Here is a 17386-nt window from a genome sequence, read left to right on the forward strand (position 1 = left end):
GTTGTGCGCAGAAAACCCTTCTTTTTAATCGTGCTGCTGATATTCATTAGTGGTCTGTCAGCATGCGGCTATCGCGGGGCACTCTATCTTCCAGAAGAGTCTCAGGACAACCAGCAAACTCCAGCCGGAACACCCGCCGACCAATCCGGAGACACTCAGTAATGGATTTTTTCGCTTTTCAAAACGGGCGACTGTTTGCTGAAGATGTAGCAGTATCTGACATCGCTAAAGCACACGGTACACCTGCGTATATTTATTCCCGCGCCACCCTTGAGCGTCACTGGCATGCATTTGACCAGGCACTGGGCGGACACCCTCACCTGATTTGTTACGCCGTAAAAGCCAATTCAAACTTAGGCGTGCTGAGCGTCCTGGCAAAATTAGGTTCAGGCTTTGACATCGTATCCGGCGGGGAACTGGCACGGGTACTGGAAGCCGGTGGTGATGCAAAGAAAGTGGTATTTTCCGGTGTAGGCAAAAAGCCTGAAGAAATTCGTTATGCGCTGAAGAAAGGCATTCTGTGTTTCAACGTTGAGTCTGAACCGGAACTGGAGCGCATTAACAGCGTTGCCGCAGAAATGGGCGTAAAAGCTCCTATTTCATTGCGTATTAATCCGGATGTGGACGCCAAAACTCACCCGTATATCTCCACGGGACTGAAAGCGAATAAATTTGGTATTCCCCGCGAACGTGCCGTTGCGACTTACGAACTGGCCGCCAGTCTGTCAAACCTTGAAGTAAAGGGCATGGACTGCCACATTGGTTCTCAGCTGACCTCTATTGAGCCATTTGTTGATGCCCTTGAAAGATTATTAAAGCTCATTGATGAGCTTGCCGCTAAAGGTATTACCATTTCCCACCTCGATGTGGGTGGTGGCCTGGGCGTAACTTACAATAACGAAACACCGCCTCATCCGAAAGAATACGCCGCCGCCATGGTAGAAAAGATGGCTGGCCGCGAAAACTTAAAGATGATCATGGAGCCCGGCCGCGCTATTGCTGCGAATGCCGGCATTATGATCACCGAAGTTGAATTCGTGAAAGAAGGCGATGAAAAACACTTCGCCATCGTTGACGCTGCGATGAATGATTTAATCCGCCCGTCGTTATATTCAGCCTGGCAGAACATCGTACGTGTTGAGCAGGAAACCGATGCCACACCACGTATTTACGATGTGGTGGGACCGATTTGTGAAACCGGTGATTTCATCGGTAAAGACCGTGAACTGGCAATAAAACCGGGAGACTTACTGGCGGTTCGCAGCGCCGGCGCCTATGGTTTTGTTATGGCCTCAAACTACAACAGCCGCTGCCGCCCGCCGGAAATTATGGTGGATGGTGACCAGGTAATTGTGGTGCGTGAACGAGAAAATCAAAAAGATCTCTGGAAAGGTGAGTGCAAACTTACGTAAACTAGAGAAATACAAATAAGAAAGATGTGCGCTTAATGCAAGTTCAATTTTCCAAAATGCACGGGCTGGGCAACGACTTCGTTGTCATCGATAACGTTACCCAGAACGTTTTCTTTTCAAAGGAGAAGATTCAGCAACTCGCTGATCGGCACTTTGGTATTGGCTTTGACCAGCTGTTGCTGGTAGAACCTCCCTATGATCCTGAACAGGATTTTCATTACCGCATCTTCAATGCAGACGGCTCGGAAGTTTCTCAGTGTGGAAACGGAGCCCGTTGTTTTGCCCGTTTCGTCAAAATGAAAGGGTTAATCAACCGCAATAAAATTAAGGTCAGCACCAAGGCAGGAAAAATGGTGTTGTACCTGGAAAAAGACGGACAGGTCACCGTGAACATGGGTGTACCTGACTTTGAACCAGCCAGAGTACCTCTGGTCGCCAATAAACAGGAAAAGACCTACATTTTCCGTGTTGAGGAACGTACAGTATTTTTAGGCGCCGTTTCCATGGGTAACCCCCATTGTGTAATGGAAGTCGACGATGTCGATACCGCCGGTGTGCATGAAGTCGGCCCGTTACTGGAACGTCACGAACGTTTTCCGGAAGGGGTGAACGTTGGCTTTATGCAAATACTGTCGAAAGACCATGTGAAGCTCAGGGTATTCGAACGTGGCGCAGGGGAAACCCTGGCGTGCGGCAGCGGCGCATGTGCCGCTGTAGCGGTCGGACAGGTTCAGGGAAAATTGGATAAGGAAGTCAGGGTAGATTTACCCGGCGGCAGTTTACGTATTCGCTGGCAGGGCGAGGACTCGGCACTCAAGATGACCGGGCCCGCTGAGCACATTTACGACGGACAGATTAATCTATGAGTGATGCTTCAGGTCAAAGTAAAAGACCGGTAACACTGGAACCCAATTACGACGAAGCGTTCGGACTGACAGCAGAAGAAGTGCGTGCTTTTTTATTAAAGCATCCCGACTTTTTCGCCAATAATCCGGACATTCTTGAACGGTTGGTGATTCCTCATGAGGAAAAAGGGGCTGTATCTTTAGTTGAACGCCAGAGCGAACAGCTTCGCAAGAAGGTACGTCAGCTAAATTATAAACTCAACCAGCTCATCGGCGTGGCCAAACAAAACGAAAAAATTTACCGCGTTTATACGGATCTGAATGTCGAACTGTTACGCTGTAAATCTGTATCGGAAATCCAGTACAAACTGGAATCTGTTCTGCAGGAACGTCTTAATCTTCACTCAGTAGTGTTGCAACTGTTTAAAGGCCCTCATGCCATGCAGGAGCTGCAACGCAGACTCATCATCGAAAAACGCTTTAAAGACAGTACCTTCTTCTTCGGCCGTTTAAGCCAGCACGAAAGACAAGTGATCTTTGGTGAAGAAACCGCAGAATCTGTCGCACTGATTTTACTGGGTGACAATCACGATATGGGCATTCTGGCTGTAGGCTCTGACGATGCCTCCCACTTTACGCCGGATATGGATACTCTGCTGCTGAAACAGTTGCAGGAAGTGCTGAACATTACCATGCCGGGCATGCTGGGATATTAATGCAACCGGCGGCGCCCGAACCTCGCCTCAGTGATGCATGCCAGCAATGGCTGGACAAATTTCTTTTGCATCTCGATATCGAGCGGGGATTATCAGAGCATACCGTTTCCAATTATCGCCGCCAGCTTACCGCCATTGCCACTGAACTGGCCCTTGAAGACTGGTCAGGACTGACCCCTTCAGATGTTAAGCGGGTCATGGCCATCGCTAAACGACAGGGCAAGCACGCCCGCTCCATTGCGTTACAGCTTTCTGCCCTGCGAACATTCTGTCATTACCTGATGCGTAACGAACAACTGTTCAGCAACCCTGTGGAGGGTATTCAGGCGCCGAAACAGGGCAAGCCTCTGCCAAAGCAAATCAGTGTGGATGACATGCAACAGTTATTGTCTTCGCCACAGGATGAAGGCATAGAATGTCGCGATATGGCAATGGCCGAATTACTTTACGGATGCGGGTTACGCCTGAATGAACTGACCGGCCTGCGCCTGGCTGATTGTCAGGGCGACGGGACGCTTAAAGTCACCGGTAAGGGAAATAAGCAGCGCATCCTGCCACTTGGACGCACGGCGACCAAAGCCCTGAATGCCTGGTTAAAAGTACGGGGCCAGTATGCATCGCCCTATGAGCCGGCCGTGTTTGTGAGCAAACGGGGGACGAGGATCTCAAACCGTCAGGTGGCAAACCGTCTCAATCAGTTAGCTCAGTCTCAGAATATGAATCAGACTGTACATCCTCATAAACTGCGCCATTCCTTTGCTACTCACGTATTAGAATCAAGCGGTGATCTGCGGGCAGTGCAGGAATTGCTTGGTCATGCGAACTTATCGACCACGCAGGTTTATACGCATCTGGATTTTCAGCACCTGGCGAAGGTATACGATAACGCGCACCCCCGCGCCAGGAAGAAATAACTTATTAATTAACACCGAGGTCCCATGCGATTTTACCGGCCTGTAGCACCAGTGAAAGCCATGACATTCGATCTGGACGATACACTTTATAACAATGACCCCATTATCAAACGGGCGGAAGCAACCCTTAAGCATTATATTGCTGCGGAATATCCGCAAACGGCAAAGCTTTCGCCGCAGGAATGGACAGATATAAAGCGGGGTCTGATCAAGGCACAGCCCGCGCTGGCTTCAGATATGGGTCAGTTGCGCATGCATACACTCAGGCAGGCGCTGGAACAGGATATTCAGGATCCCGAAGCACTGGAGACAGCCGCGAAAGCGTGTTTTGACTGCTTTTATGACGCCCGCAGCGATTTCACTTTGGATGACAGCGTTCACAGCGTACTGGCTCAACTGGCAGAGAAAATGCCGCTGATTGCGATAACCAATGGCAATGTTGACCCGCATAAAACCGGACTGTCAGCGTACTTTAATGTGGTGTTGCACGCCAGTGTAACCCGTCCGGCCAAGCCGTCCGCTCATATGTTCGATGAAGCGGCGGCGATGCTGTCGTTAGCGCCGGGCCAGATTTTACACGTGGGTGATAATCTGGAAAAAGACGTTATGGGTGCAGTGAAAGCGGGATATCAGGCGGCATGGCTTGCAGCAAACCGCGACATGCTCCTGAACCGTGAGGCAGCCACATTGCTTCCTCATGTGGAATTATCGTCGCTGGATGAATTGCTGGCGTTTACCTGACAGTAAACGCCTTTAACAGCACAGCAAACGACTTCAGGACGGCACTGCTGTGCACCGGGCAGGTAAACTATTTACCGGTTGCAGCTTCGCTGTCTTCGAGGAAATTCTGGCGCATGGAATCGCAGGGGCGCTGGCAGGCCGGTTTACCCACAACTTTAGCGGGCACACCGACCACAGTCACATGCGGCGGCACATCGTTCAGCACCACACTGCCGGCTCCCACTTTTGACCCTTCACCAATTTCAATATTGCCAAGAATTTTTGCACCGGCACCTACCAGCACACCCTGGCGCACTTTCGGATGACGGTCGCCGGATTCATTACCCGTCCCGCCCAGCGTTACACTCTGCAAAATACTGACATTGTCTTCTACCACTGCGGTTTCACCCACCACAATGCCGGTAGCGTGATCAAACATCACCCCTTTCCCAATTTTTGCAGCGGGATGAATGTCGACACCGAATGTTTCTGAATTCCGGCTTTGTAAAAACAATGCCAGCTGATGACGGCCCCGCTGCCACAGGTAATGCGCCATACGGTGAGTCTGCACGGCGTGAAAGCCCTTGAAATATAACAAAGGCGTTAAGTAATCTTTCACCGCAGCATCACGGTTAAACACGGCTTTGATGTCTTCAATGGCCGCTTCCGTAATAGACGGGTCAAGCAGGTAGGCTTCATCAAACACTTCACGGATAGCAATGGCCGGCATCACATCGTCAGCCATTTTATTCGCCAGAATAAAGCTCAGTGAAGACTCAAAATTATGATGGGTCAGAATACATGCATGTATATAACTCGCCAACAAAGGTTCGTTGTCAGCAATGTGCTGCGCTTCGCTTTTAAGCGTAAGCCAGAAGCCGGCGTTTCTTGTTGATACTTGCATAGGTGTTCCTGGTTTGGCGTAAGTGCGTGAAAGCTTAAAGGCCCCGAAATAAGCCTGAAAGATAAGGGCTGAACGTCACAGATCAAGCATCATGTTATCAACCGGTGAGGATTATCGTTCAACGACATCAATTTCTACTCACATCACCGGCAAACCGATCGCACATTACAAAATTTCAATATCACCGCAGACCGTGAAATCACTGGCCGGCACCGTGAAAGTTCTACATCCTACGCCTGCCCGCTCTCTCCGGCTATAGCGAAAAGGAATATAAAATAACAACCGTAATTCAGAGACTTATTCTCAGCACCAGAAAACTGGAATAAGAGTTGATTGTGTATGGGTAACTGCCGGCGTAAGACTTCGCAATAAGTTGATTGCACAGTGCGTCAGACAGATCATGCCCGGACCCGTTAAACCGGTCCGGACAGAATTTTGTAACATCATTAAACTTTGAAACAGGAGAAAGATATGAACAGCGATCGTATCGAAGGTAATTGGAAAGAGTTAAAAGGTAAAGTTCAGCAACAGTGGGGAAAACTCACCGACGATGATGTAGATAAAATTGATGGCCGCCGTGAAGAACTGGTAGGCAAAATTCAGAAAGCTTATGGCAAAAGCCGCGATGAAGCTGAAAAAGAAGTGGACCGTTACTTCAACTAGTAGCAATCATCCCCTCTTAATACCTCACATGGAGCGCTCAATGCGCTCCATTTTTTGTCCGCGTGCTGATCACTTCGTCTGACTATCGGAAGGTGAATGGTCAGCCACGTAAGCCCCACGCTCTCCTTTCGGTTTTTCCTCGCCGGCAGTGCTGTCTTTATCGGTCTGGTATTCGGTAGCTGAATTGAGTTCCGCGCCGAGCAAAATGATGTAAGCACTCAGATAGAACCACATCAGCAGGATAACAATCCCTCCCAGCGATCCGTAGGTTTTGTTATACGAAGCAAATTCGTTCAGATACACAGAAAACGCAAAAGACGCAATCACCCACACCAGCGAAGCAAACGCCGAGCCTACGGTTACCCAGCGCCATTTTGCCGGTCTCCGGTGGGGTCCGTACCGGTATAGTGCTGCCAGTGCGACATTAAACAGGAATATAAGTACAGGCCATGTGAGCCAGGTTGCCGCCTTTTCGTTCAGTACAGAACCGGCTAAGTAGCTTATCCACTCGGGCAACACAGAAATACACAGTAATGCGGCGATCACGAAGGCGATAATACCAATGGTCAGTACCAGCCGCGCCAGCAAACCTTTCAGAAACATCCTGCCGTGAGGTTCGTTGTACGTAATGTTGCACGCCGTGATTAACGCATTCGCACCTTTACTGCTGCTCCAGATTGTCAGCAGCAAGCTCAGAGAGACCCCCCAACTGAGCGCAAAGTCAGAATTTCCGGTGAGTTTGGTCAGTTGCTCCTCAACAATGTAACGGCTGTCAGCAGGCACCACATCCACCAGATGTGCCATGTGGCTTTGCAACTGTTCCGGTGTGACCAGCAAACCATACAGAGAAATAACGGCAGTAAGCAACGGGAATACGGCGAGCAGGAAATAGAAAGCCACTCCGGCGGCCACCAGCGATAAATTATGAGCATTTTGTTTGCTGTATGTGCGTTTAAGGATTTGCCACCACGCCAGCAAAGAAAAATCTGTCAGGGATGTGGCATCGGTGGAAGATGCCTCGCGGGATTTGAAAAGTTGCACTGCTCGCACGCTCCGGAGTCGAAGATATGCATTTCATACGTACTTTACAGCAGATGGTGCAAACCAGTGTCCGAAAACACCATGCAAGGCGATAGCGGTTACTCCTCTTACGACAAGCACCACGACAACAGATTTAAGAACAGGCAGACAGATTAAGCGAACTTCGGTGCGGTACCGGAAAACATGGCCAGCTTATCAATAAGGTTTTCTTCATTTTTAACGCCCATGGCTTTTATCAGACGTTGTACCTGAATATCCACCTCACCGGTAGTCAGTCCCGCAGCCGCTGCAATATCACGGTAGGAAGCGCACTTATACAACATGCGCGCAATCAATACTTCCCGCTTGTTAAGCGCGTAGCAAGACTGAATGTTCTGCCAGTCCGGTTTTCCTCTGGATACAATATTTACAACGGCTAACGGCTCACGCCGCTCCTCTTCTGCCTGAGAGGCAAGCCGGTGAATATGGAAGATTTCAATCACGTCCACGTTATCATCAACAACGTGCACCACTTCGTCCTTCTCAGCGCCTGATAGGCAAGCTTGAACTTTGTCGCAAAAACGGGTGTGCTGATGTGGCATGGCAAAAACAAGGCGTTTTTTGTTAAGCGCAACGGCTTTACCTGAATTCAGGTATTGCTCTGCCTGACTGTTACAGGCCTGCACCCTTAACTGGCTGTCACACACCACAAATGCCGTTTTAATGTGTTCGTAAACGCCCTGCGCCAGTTGTCTTTGCTGACGAAATATTTCTTCATCACGGAAGAAACGGGCTGCGCGGACAAAGTGCGGCACTAAACGTTTGAAAGCAACTTCTTCGTATTTTGAAAAATCGTCATCCTGCTCCGGACGGCATACACCTAGATATGCTTCGTAGCGTTCGTCCCGCAACACCAGTGCTGCCAGTGTTTTTTCTGCATCCAGCGGGGTCAGTACTTTCCCTGCAATAGAGGTAAAATGTTCTGAACTTCGAAATGCTGGTGAACAGGTATCAAAGATATCCCCCTCATGGAGCCGGAAGAAAAAAGGTTTCAGGGCGGAAAGTGAAGATAAATCCACTTCAGGTGGAAAAGACGGGCAACCCTCACCGGCGGTCTTCATACGCCAGGCAACTTCTCTGTCGTTGATCACATCGCGAAGTACGAGAAATGTTTTGTTGGCCAGAAACACTTTATTGCACTGCGCCAGCACCCTGCCCCATTTACGGGTGAGTGCTGCGTCATAAATTTCGATAATCAGTTTATCGAAATCAATGGTTTCGTTATCTACGTTGTAATCCATGACTATCCCGTCATTTAAGGCGCAAAAAGGGCAAGGTTTCCTACCCTCCGCGCATAGCCATTTTATTTACGCTACGCACCCGACACCTTGAATACTATTTCCTGTGTGAATAGCACTGTACAGGTAAACTCTAACAAAGTGTATATTTTCCACACACTTAGCCTTTAGTCTAATTTTGAGACTTCTTTTTAACATCAGTCACATGGCACGGTAGAATAATGATTCCCTTTGCCTTACTGTATAAATTCACAGCCTGCTCTGGCATAATCTGCCGGTCTGAAATTAATTACGCTGGTGATCTGCCCGATGGATGTATCTTTACTTCTCGACGACCTAAATGACAAACAACGCGAAGCCGTTGCTGCCCCTCAGTCGAACATGCTGGTGCTTGCAGGCGCCGGTAGTGGCAAAACACGGGTACTGGTTCACCGCATCGCCTGGCTGATGGAAGTAGAGAACATCGCGCCATTTTCAATTCTGGCGGTAACCTTCACGAATAAAGCAGCCAAGGAAATGCGCGGCCGGATTGAACATCTGATGAAGCGCAGCATGCACACCATGTGGATGGGTACCTTCCACGGCCTGGCGCATCGTCTACTCAGAGCACATCACGCCGAAGCCGGCTTGCCGGAAAATTTCCAAATTCTGGATTCTGACGACCAGTACCGGCTGATCCGCCGTATTCTGAAAGCGCTGAATCTGGATGAGAAACACTGGCCGCCAAGACAGGTACAGTGGTACATCAATGGCAATAAAGATGAAGGCTTAAGACCCCAGCACATCGATACCCATAACGATCATACCCAGCAGAAGATGCGCGATATTTATGCGGCCTACCAGGAGTCCTGTGACCGCTCCGGACTGGTTGATTTTGCCGAACTGCTTTTGCGGGCGCATGAGTTGTGGGCCCGTAATCCGGAGATTCTGGCTCACTATCAAAAACGTTTCCGTGCGGTACTGGTCGACGAATTCCAGGACACCAATAACATTCAGTATGCCTGGCTTCGCATGCTGTGCAGCACCGGCGAAAACACCATCATGATCGTGGGCGACGACGATCAGTCAATTTATGGCTGGCGGGGTGCAAATGTCGATAATATACATAGGTTTCTGAAGGACTTCCCGAAGCCGGAAACCATCCGTCTTGAACAGAATTACCGCTCCACCAGCACAATTCTGAAAGCCGCAAACGCGGTGATCGACAACAACACCGGCCGGCTCGGCAAAGAGCTCTGGACTGACGGTGCTGACGGTGAACTGGTATCTGTATATGCCGGTTTCAACGAACTGGATGAAGCCCGCTTTATTGTGTCGCAAATTAAGAGCTGGCTGCAGCAGGGTAATGCCCTCAGTGAAAGTGCCATTCTATACCGCAATAATGCTCAGTCCCGTGTACTGGAAGAAGCGCTGTTGCATGAAGGACTGGCTTACCGGATTTACGGTGGTCTGCGATTCTTCGAACGCCAGGAAATTAAAGACGCGCTGGGTTATCTGCGCATGGTTAATCACCCTCATGATGACGCTGCCTATGAGCGGGTAGTTAATACACCCAGCCGCGGCATGGGTGAGAAAACGCTGTCAGCTATCCGTGAGACGGCCAGAACGCACAACTGCTCGTTGTGGCAGGCCAGTAATTTGTTACTTACCGACGGTTCCCTGAAAGGACGTGCAGCTAACGCCTTGCAGAGTTTTATTGTACTGATAACCGATCTTGAACAGGCAATGGCAGATTTACCACTGGAAGAACAGGCCGACAAAGCTATCAAACATTCCGGCTTATATGCCATGTATCAGGCTGAAAAAGGTGAAAAAGCACAGGCACGCCTGGAAAACCTTGAGGAACTGGTCACAGCCTGTAAGCAGTTTATCGTGCCGGAAGAAGCCGATGAAATGACGCCGCTGAGTGCATTTCTGGCTCATGCCTCGCTGGAAGCCGGTGAAACACAGGCAGATACTGACCAGGACGCGGTTCAGATGATGACCATTCACACCGCCAAAGGCCTGGAGTTTCCGCTGGTCTTTATGGCCGGCGTTGAAGAAGGCATGTTCCCCAGCCAGATGACCAATGATGAGCCCGGCCGTATGGAAGAGGAACGCCGTCTGGCCTACGTGGGTATGACACGGGCCATGAAAAAGCTCTTTATTACCTATGCGGAAAGCCGCCGGCTTTATGGTCAGGACAAGTATCACACGGCGTCACGGTTTATCCGCGAAATTCCTTCGGAATGCGTGGAAGAAGTACGGCTAAAATCAACGGTATCCCGCCCTGTTCATAACCGCTTTTCAAGGGCAACGTCTCACGAAAGTTTTGAACAAACCGGGTTTCAGTTGGGTCAGCGTGTCATGCACCGCAAATTCGGTGAGGGCGTGGTACTGAACTATGAAGGTTCCGGCGATCACGCCAGAGTGCAGGTGAATTTCGACGAATTCGGCAGCAAATGGCTGGTACTGGCCTATGCTAAATTGCAGCCACTCTAAATTTCACCTGCGGTCAGCCGATATTATTTAATTAACCGCTAAAGCAGCGATTTCATTCAACTGAGGCACGATATGCAAAGAAAAGTACTGGTCATTGAAAATAGCCAGAAAAGCTTGCAGCTCGTGTCCAAACTGGTGAAAAAGGCCGGTTTAATTCCCGAAGGGGCAAATTCCCTCAGCGAAGCACAGATGCGCTTTTCTGCGTCTATGCCTGAAGAGTATCTTTGTGCCGTCGTAGCCTATGCGCTGCCTGATGCTCCTCACGGAGAAGCCATTGATTTCACCATCAATGCTTTTGTGCCCACCATTGTCGTTACCGACAACGCCAGCGACGATACCCGCAAAGCGATACTCAGCAGAGAAATTGTTGATTATCTGGTGAAGGAAAATCATCAGATCTATGACTATCTGAGCCGCCTTCTGGCCAGACTCGATAAAAACAAAAGTGTGGGTGTACTGGTGGTGGACGACAAGCGCAGCAGTCGTCAGGCCATGGTATCCCTGCTCCGCCGACATAACTTCCTGGTTTACTCAGCCAGCGGACAAGCGCAGGCGCAGGAGCACCTTGCTGAACACCCCTACATTCAGTTGATGCTCATCGACTATAGCATTGATGATGACCAGGGCGTCCAGTACATTGCGGAATTACGCCGCGCATATGCTAAAGAAGAAATGGCGATTATCGGTATTGCGTCAGGAAAATCCGGTATTTTGCCGGCAACATTCCTCAAAAGCGGTGCCAATGACTTTCTGCGCAGCCCCTTCTGTCACGAAGAGTTTCTGTGCAGGGTGATGCAAAACCTTGAATTGCTGGAAAGCGTGGAAACCATCCGCCGGGTCGCCAATTCTGACTATCTGACAGGCCTGCCGAACCGCCGTCACTTTTTCTACACGGTAGCCACCCGCTACCGCCAGCATGTGGAACGCCAGTCACTGGCCCTTGTAGACCTTGACCATTTCAAACGCATTAATGACACCTACGGCCACGATGCCGGTGATGCCGTGCTGAAAACGGTGGCAGAGTTAATCAGCTCGCTGTTTAACGATGTACCGGCAGCACGATTCGGCGGTGAAGAGTTCTGTATTTATCTGCCGGATATGGCTTCTGAAGATGCCCTCAGGCGGATGGAAAATTTCCGCGCGGTAGTTGCAGAAACTCCGGTACTCTACAAAGATAAGTTGCTTAGTGTGACAGCGAGTATCGGATTAATCAGTGCTTTCGATGACAACCTTGAAACCCTGCTCGGCGATGCAGACAAACTGCTTTACACCGCCAAATCTCAGGGTCGTAATCAGGTTTGCTCCCGCGCAATCTGAAGCTTTTTCCGCTGCTGACGGTAGGCCCGTAACGAATCGGTACTGAATACCACCAAAGCCAGCCACACAAAAACAAATGTAACCATTTTGGTCATATCAAAGGGCTCGCCGTAAACAAACAGCGCCAGCATAAACATGATTGACGGTCCGATATACTGGAAGAACCCCAGCGTGGAATACATGATACGGCGGGCTGCGGCAGTAAAGCACAGCAATGGCGCAGTGGTTACAATACCCGCCGCAAACAGCAGTGCATTAAGTTGCCAGTCATTATGCAACATATTGCTGTGTTCACTGGCAAACCCTACCCAGTAAATCAGCGCGAAAGGTAACAACAGGGTTGTTTCAATGAAGAGTCCGGGCAATGAGTCCACCGCCACTTTCTTTCTCAACAAACCATACACACTGAAAGTCATCGCCAGCACCAGCGCAATCCAGGGAAGTTGACCATAAGTCACAATGAGAATAGTGACGCCGGTTGCAGCCAGACCAACCGCCACTTTCTGCGCCGGACGCAATACTTCACCCAGGAACAAACGGCCGAAGAACACATTGATCAGCGGATTGATATAGTAACCCAGACTGGCATCAAGCAAATGGTCATTGTTAATCGCCCAGATAAAAAGCAGCCAGTTTGCTCCCAGTAGTAAACCCGCAAAAAACAGCACCTGCATCACTTTGCGGCTGCGCAGTGCTGCCATCACCTTTGGCCCCTGCTTCAGTGCCAGCACTAACACCAGCAGAATGACCGCAGACCAGATAATTCTGTGCATCAGCACATCCATGGCCGGCAGAACCTGAAGCTGTTTAAAGTAAACCGGCGCTACGCCCCACATAATGTAGGCCGCGATGGCACAAATTACACCGGTACGGGTAGCGCGGGATGCTGCAAGGCTTTGCAAGTCGTTCAATGACGTTCCTTGTTAGAAGAGAAAGTTGCATTGTCTCCTGCCGGTACAAACCGAAGCAAGTCTGTACCGGTAAAATGCCGGGCACTTATGATGGTCTGCCGGCGCTAGAGCAGAAACAGGGTACCCAGACCAAGAAAGGCAACAAATCCTACAATATCGGTCACGGTGGTGAGGATCACCGAGCCGCTGAGCGCAGGGTCGATATTCAGTTTTTCCAGCAACACAGGCAGAAATACACCGGCCAGGGCTGCTGACACGATGTTCACCAGAATTGCCAGACAAATCACCACGCCCAGCGCCGCACTTGAGAACCAGAAAGAGGCCACTATGCCAATAATGATGGCCCAGATCACGCCGTTCAGGCCGCCAACTTTAAGCTCTTTCATCATCAGGGCACGGAAGTTAGCTTTGGTTACCTGCCCAAGTGCCAGACCACGGACAATCAGTGTGAGTGTCTGGCTGCCGGCAATGCCGCCCATACTGGCAACCACCGGCATCAGCACCGCCAGTGCCACAACCTGTTGTAACGTGCCTTCAAACATACCGATAAACCAGGACGCCAGAAACGCTGTGAGTAGGTTGATACCCAACCAGAGTGCACGGTTGCGGGCACTCTTCGCGACAGGCGAGAATAAATCCTCGTCTTCATCCATACCGGCAGATGCCATCACCTGACGTTCATAATTTTCATTCACCAGCTCACTGGCGGACGTTACATCCAGCCGTCCCAGTAACTTATTGCAGTCATCCACCACAGGTAATGATGCAAAGCCCGAACGTTGTAATTGCAAAGACGCCGCGGTGGTATCGTCGGTCCCCTTAAGCACAGGCATATTCTCAACCGTCAACTCCACCAGAGGCACATGCTCCGGCGCGCCGAACACTTTGGTTAGCTTTACCGCTGCTGAAAACTGACCGGAGCGGTTGGTCAGAAAAAGGGTGTCACAGTGCCCCGGCACATTACGGCGGATAAGCCGCAATGCATCACGCACTTTTGCGTTGATAGGCAATACCAGTTGTTCGTGGGAGAGCCAGTGACCGATTTCGTCATCACTGAACTGTGTCGCTTCACGGAAGAATGCCTGTTGCTGGGTATCCAGTGCTTTAAATGCGAGGTCAATCAACCGTGACGGCAGTGAATCCATCAGTTCCAGCAGTGATTCAGCTTCGATGTCGGCAAACATCAGTGACCATTCACTGTCAGGCGTGGCGTCGATGAGGATTTCCCGCGGATCGCTACGCATCTCTACCAGCACGTCGATTTTTCTGTCCCGGGGCAAGCCTTCCCAGGTGGCAATCCGGTGCTCTACCGGTAACGATTCAAGGACTGTTGCAACAGAAACATCGTCTTCACTGGCCAGTGTGGTTAATACGGCAGCGGGATCGTCGTTTTGCGCCTCTGATACGAGTTCTTCAATCAGATCGGGTAACGGTTCAGCCATATTACTCTCCTTCACATTCGATGCTGCTGATGTTAGCTTTTTTTTCCGCTAACACAACAACATATAGCAAACTGTACTGCAAATGCCGTGAACACTTGCGCGAAAACACGTAAAATCCCCCGGCAATGACGATTATCGAATCCCCCACCCCTGAAAAATTGCCGGAAAGCGATACTGCGACACCTCTTGAAGTGCTGTCGAAGGTATTCGGCTACAACAAATTCAGAGACGGCCAGGAAGCCGTTATCAATGCGGTGGTTGATGGCCGGGATGCTCTGGTGTTATTACCCACAGGCGGCGGTAAATCCCTTTGTTACCAAATTCCTGCGCTTGTTAGAGAAGGGGTTGCGGTAGTAGTTTCTCCATTGATTTCACTGATGCAGGATCAGGTCGAACAACTGCGGGAAGCCGGGGTGAGTGCTGCGTACATCAACTCCACACAGGATCAGGAACAGCAGCAATCAGTACTCAGCCGCATTACCGGTGGCACGTTGCAACTGTTATACGTCTCGCCGGAAAAATTGCTCACTTCCTGGCTGATGTCTTTTCTGCAGTCGCAAACGGTTTCACTGTTTGCCGTGGATGAAGCGCACTGTGTGTCTCACTGGGGTCATGACTTCAGACAGGATTACCGTGCTCTCGGTCTGCTGAAACAACGTTTTCCCTCTATTCCGGTAATCGGATTAACCGCCACGGCAGATGCAGCCACACAAGCCGATATTCTGGTGCAGCTTAATCTTCAGGATCCGTTTGTATACAAAGGCAGCTTCGACCGGCCGAATATCCGCTACCGTGTCATGCCCAAATATAAAGCCTTTGACCAGGTACGGGATTACGTAAAACAGCAGGATGGCAGCGGTATTATTTATTGCAACAGCCGCGCGAAAGTGGACGACCTTCATGCAAAACTACACCGCGAAGGCATCAGCTGTGCCGCCTATCATGCCGGTAAAGATGCAGACGAGCGGGAATATGTTCAGCGCCGTTTTCTGAATGATCAGGTGGACATTGTCATTGCCACCGTGGCTTTCGGTATGGGCATTAACAAATCTAACGTGCGGTACGTGGTGCATCATGATGTACCGCGAAGTATTGAAAATTACTATCAGGAAACAGGCCGGGCCGGACGTGACGGGCTGGAGTCTGAAGCCATGCTGTTGTTCGATGAAAAAGATGCCGCCAGGGTACGCCAGTGGATTGACCAGGGAGAAGCAACGGACCGGCTGGATGTGGAGATTCAAAAGTTTGCGTCAATGGAAGCATTTGCCGAAGCGCAAACCTGTCGCCGTCAGGTGCTGCTGAATTACTTTTCTCAGTACAGTGATACCGCCTGTGGCAACTGCGATATATGCATTGACCCGCCGAAGCTGATTGACGGGCTGGTTATCGCCCAGAAGATCCTGTCTTGTATTTTACGCCTGAATCAACAGGCCGGTTCGCAATATGTTATCGACGTGATACGGGGCAAGGCACTGAAGCGCATTCAGGAAGCCGGCCACCACCAGCTCAGCACCTATGGTATTGGTAAAGAAAAGCCTGACGGATACTGGCACAGTATGATTAACCAGTTAATCCACAAAGGTCTGGTGAGAGTCGATTTAACCGCCGGTGCCATGCTCAGACTAAACGAGAATGCCCGTTCTGTACTTAAAGGGGAAGTCCCTCTTGAACTGGCAGTGCCAAGGCTCAGCTTTAAACCTGATGCACGGGTAAGTAAAGCGCCCGCTGTTTACGATAAAGCACTGTTCAAGCGCCTTAAGCATTTGCGTAAGTCACTGGCTGAAGAGCACAGCGTACCGCCTTACGTTATTTTCAGTGATGCAACGCTGGCAGATATGGCGGCGAAAACCCCGACTACGGTTAACGATTTCCTGGATATCAGCGGCGTGGGTAAAACCAAACTGGAACGCTATGGTGAAGCGTTCCTGCAGATGATAAACGATTATCTCGAAAGTACTCTGAACGACTGAGCCGGCACACCGTTACCTCTGAAATCTCAGGCATAATCGTACTCACCGCCTTTTTCCAGCGCCCGCTGATAGGCAGGCCGGTCATGAATTTTTTTCACCCACGCCTTAATCGCCGGATAATCATCAGCCTGCCCCATGGCAACCAGTGTTTCCAGCGGAAACAGCATCTGCACATCAGCGCCGGTGGGTTCCGTACCTGCGAACCAGGCATGATTCTGCAGATGGGACTCGGTGAATTTTAAACTCTGGATAAGATTCGGCTTGTAGTAAGCGTCCATAATGCCGTCGAGGATTTTTTTCGCCAGTGGTCTTAACAGCGCCGGTACTTTCTGTTTTGCTTTTGAGAACACCAGCATCGCCACTCTGGGAGGCATCAGCGATCCCTCAGCAAAATGCAGCCAGAACAGATATTGCTGGTAGCTACTTTCTTCCTCCGGCACAGCAAATGCGCCATTTCCGTAATGCCGCACCACGTATTCAACAATGGCGCCGGACTCTGCCAGAGACACATTCTCAGTGGTCAGAACCGGAGAACGGCCAAGTGGATGTACCGCTTTCAGCTCCACCGGCGCAAGACCCGTCTTCGCATCCCGCTGGTATTTCTCCAATTTGTACTCAACATTCAGCTCCTCCAGTAACCAGAGTAACCGTTGCGACCGCGAATTATTTAAATGATGAATCGTTAACACGTCTCAATACTCCTTGTTGAGTGGGATTGCCGTGGTTAGTGGGATTATTATTGATTACGCTCTCTTCCGGGGCTGAGTTTATAA

At 50.3% G+C, this 17386-nt stretch carries 16 protein-coding genes; 10 read left to right on the forward strand and 6 right to left on the reverse strand.

What is annotated here, in order from left to right:
- Positions 1 to 3 precede the first annotated feature (3 nt).
- The 6 genes from lptM to ACXAGC_RS07125 are packed head-to-tail and all read left to right on the forward strand — an operon-like array spanning position 4 to position 4628.
- Positions 4 to 162, forward strand: a complete 159-nt coding sequence (gene lptM / locus ACXAGC_RS07100) for an LPS translocon maturation chaperone LptM (RefSeq protein ID WP_119499804.1) — start codon at positions 4 to 6, stop codon at positions 160 to 162.
- Positions 162 to 1412, forward strand: coding sequence for a diaminopimelate decarboxylase (gene lysA, locus ACXAGC_RS07105; RefSeq protein WP_474843626.1), 1251 nt, complete (start codon positions 162 to 164; stop codon positions 1410 to 1412). The genes lptM and lysA overlap by 1 nt, the downstream gene beginning before the upstream one ends.
- Positions 1413 to 1447: 35 nt before the next feature.
- Entirely contained in the window at positions 1448 to 2278 is an 831-nt protein-coding gene (gene dapF, locus ACXAGC_RS07110) for a diaminopimelate epimerase (RefSeq protein WP_119499802.1), read from the forward strand.
- Complete coding sequence (locus ACXAGC_RS07115) at positions 2275 to 2973, forward strand: DUF484 family protein (RefSeq protein WP_119499801.1); 699 nt, start codon at positions 2275 to 2277, stop codon at positions 2971 to 2973. Before dapF ends, ACXAGC_RS07115 begins: the two co-directional genes overlap by 4 nt.
- Positions 2973 to 3887 carry a tyrosine recombinase XerC gene (xerC, locus tag ACXAGC_RS07120; protein ID WP_119499800.1) on the forward strand — a complete coding sequence of 305 codons (915 nt, stop codon included), beginning with the start codon at positions 2973 to 2975 and terminating at the stop codon, positions 3885 to 3887. Before ACXAGC_RS07115 ends, xerC begins: the two co-directional genes overlap by 1 nt.
- A gap of 24 nt (positions 3888 to 3911) precedes the next feature.
- Positions 3912 to 4628, forward strand: coding sequence for an HAD-IA family hydrolase (locus ACXAGC_RS07125; protein WP_474843630.1), 717 nt, complete (start codon positions 3912 to 3914; stop codon positions 4626 to 4628).
- 67 nt (positions 4629 to 4695) lie between these two features.
- Here ACXAGC_RS07125 and cysE read toward each other — a convergent pair whose 3' ends face one another.
- Positions 4696 to 5511, reverse strand: a complete 816-nt coding sequence (cysE, locus tag ACXAGC_RS07130; protein ID WP_303573561.1) for a serine O-acetyltransferase — start codon at positions 5509 to 5511, stop codon at positions 4696 to 4698.
- A 471-nt stretch (positions 5512 to 5982) separates the two neighbouring features.
- On the opposite strand from cysE, the gene ACXAGC_RS07135 reads away from it, so the two are divergent.
- On the forward strand, positions 5983 to 6174 hold the full coding sequence (locus ACXAGC_RS07135; RefSeq protein ID WP_119499797.1) for a CsbD family protein: 192 nt from the start codon (positions 5983 to 5985) through the stop codon (positions 6172 to 6174).
- A 69-nt stretch (positions 6175 to 6243) separates the two neighbouring features.
- Here the strand turns inward: ACXAGC_RS07135 and ACXAGC_RS07140 are convergent, their stop codons facing one another.
- Positions 6244 to 7215, reverse strand: a complete 972-nt coding sequence (locus ACXAGC_RS07140) for a YihY/virulence factor BrkB family protein (protein ID WP_474843632.1) — start codon at positions 7213 to 7215, stop codon at positions 6244 to 6246.
- Positions 7216 to 7367: 152 nt separating this feature from the next.
- A complete protein-coding gene (locus ACXAGC_RS07145) occupies positions 7368 to 8495 on the reverse strand; it encodes a helix-turn-helix transcriptional regulator (protein ID WP_474843634.1) in 1128 nt (375 codons plus the stop codon).
- 306 nt (positions 8496 to 8801) lie between these two features.
- Here ACXAGC_RS07145 and uvrD point away from each other — a divergent pair, with 306 nt between their 5' ends.
- Together uvrD and ACXAGC_RS07155 are read left to right on the forward strand one after the other, a co-directional pair.
- The gene (gene uvrD, locus ACXAGC_RS07150) at positions 8802 to 10973 is read left to right on the forward strand and encodes a DNA helicase II (RefSeq protein WP_474843636.1); all 2172 of its coding nucleotides are present in this window, start codon (positions 8802 to 8804) and stop codon (positions 10971 to 10973) included.
- Between the two features lie 72 nt (positions 10974 to 11045).
- A complete protein-coding gene (locus tag ACXAGC_RS07155) occupies positions 11046 to 12290 on the forward strand; it encodes a GGDEF domain-containing response regulator (protein ID WP_474843638.1) in 1245 nt (414 codons plus the stop codon).
- Here the strand turns inward: ACXAGC_RS07155 and rarD are convergent.
- Positions 12266 to 13192, reverse strand: coding sequence for an EamA family transporter RarD (gene rarD / locus ACXAGC_RS07160; RefSeq protein ID WP_474844147.1), 927 nt, complete (start codon positions 13190 to 13192; stop codon positions 12266 to 12268). The genes ACXAGC_RS07155 and rarD overlap by 25 nt on opposite strands.
- A gap of 113 nt (positions 13193 to 13305) precedes the next feature.
- Positions 13306 to 14643, reverse strand: coding sequence for a magnesium transporter (locus ACXAGC_RS07165; RefSeq protein ID WP_474843640.1), 1338 nt, complete (start codon positions 14641 to 14643; stop codon positions 13306 to 13308).
- A 125-nt stretch (positions 14644 to 14768) separates the two neighbouring features.
- On the opposite strand from ACXAGC_RS07165, the gene recQ reads away from it, so the two are divergent.
- On the forward strand, positions 14769 to 16613 hold the full coding sequence (gene recQ, locus ACXAGC_RS07170; RefSeq protein WP_474843642.1) for a DNA helicase RecQ: 1845 nt from the start codon (positions 14769 to 14771) through the stop codon (positions 16611 to 16613).
- Between the two features lie 26 nt (positions 16614 to 16639).
- Here the strand turns inward: recQ and ACXAGC_RS07175 are convergent, their stop codons facing one another.
- On the reverse strand, positions 16640 to 17302 hold the full coding sequence (locus ACXAGC_RS07175) for a glutathione S-transferase (RefSeq protein ID WP_303573555.1): 663 nt from the start codon (positions 17300 to 17302) through the stop codon (positions 16640 to 16642).
- Between the last annotated feature and the right edge of the window lie 84 nt (positions 17303 to 17386).

This window comes from Alteromonas sp. AWJ4_197, assembly GCF_056160285.1.